This is a genomic window from Arthrobacter sp. NQ4 (assembly GCF_029077345.1).
Taxonomy (GTDB): Bacteria; Actinomycetota; Actinomycetes; order Actinomycetales; family Micrococcaceae; genus Arthrobacter.
Window position 1 is genome coordinate 1 of record NZ_JARETC010000030.1, and the last position, 1,000, is coordinate 1,000.

1 protein-coding gene is annotated in these 1,000 nt (G+C 65.2%); it reads right to left on the reverse strand.

Features of this window, described 5'->3' with window-relative positions; genetic code table 11:
* On the reverse strand, positions 1–1,000 hold a 1,000-nt coding region (lipA, locus tag PUN51_RS20625), incomplete at both ends, for a lipoyl synthase (protein WP_275182383.1).

Consider the following 1,000-nt stretch of genomic DNA (forward strand, 5'->3'; position numbering starts at 1 on the left):
GCGAGGAGGGTGGCGGCTTCCTGGCGGGTGGTGCCGGAGTCCTGGATGCCTTCGGCGATGTGGGCGAGTTCGGCGGGGATGTCGCGGCCTTTTTTGCGCATGGCGGTGGCCCAGAGGCGGCCGGCGCGGTAGGAGGAGCGGACCAGGGGGCCGGACATGACGCCGAGGAAGCCGATTTCTTCGGCTTCGTGCTGGAGGTCCACGAATTCCTGGGGTTTGACCCAGCGGTCCACGGGCAGGTGCCGTTCGGAGGGGCGCAGGTACTGGGTGATGGTGATCAGGTCGCAGCCGGCCTGGTGGAGGTCGCGGAGGGCTTCGCTGATTTCTTCGCGGGTTTCGCCCATGCCCAGGATGAGGTTGGACTTGGTGACCATGCCCAGGTTCCGGCCCTGGGTGATGACGTCCAGGGAGCGTTCGTAGCGGAACGCGGGGCGGATCCTTTTGAAGATCCGGGGCACGGTTTCGACGTTGTGCGCGAAGACTTCGGGGGCGGAGTCGCAGATCGCCTTGATGTGGTCGGGGTTGCCGGAGAAGTCGGGGATGAGCAGTTCCACTCCGGTGCCGGGGTTCAGTTCGTGGATTTTGCGGACGGTTTCGGCGTAGAGCCAGACGCCTTCGTCTTCGAGGTCGTCGCGGGCCACGCCGGTGACGGTGGCGTAGCGCAGCTGCATGGACTGTACGGAGCGGGCCACCTTGGTGGGTTCGAACATGTCCACGGGGGAGGGTTTGCCGGTGTCGATCTGGCAGAAGTCGCAGCGGCGGGTGCATTCGGAGCCGCCGATCAGGAAGGTGGCTTCCTTGTCTTCCCAGCATTCGAAGATGTTGGGGCAGCCGGCCTCTTCGCAGACGGTGTGCAGGCCTTCTTTTTTGACCAGGTTCTTCAGCCCGACGAACTCCGGGCCCATCTGGACCTTGGCCTTGATCCACTCCGGCTTGCGCTCCACCGGGACCGCAGCGTTGCGCTGCTCGATCCGCAGCATCTTCCGGCCTTCAGGTGCCA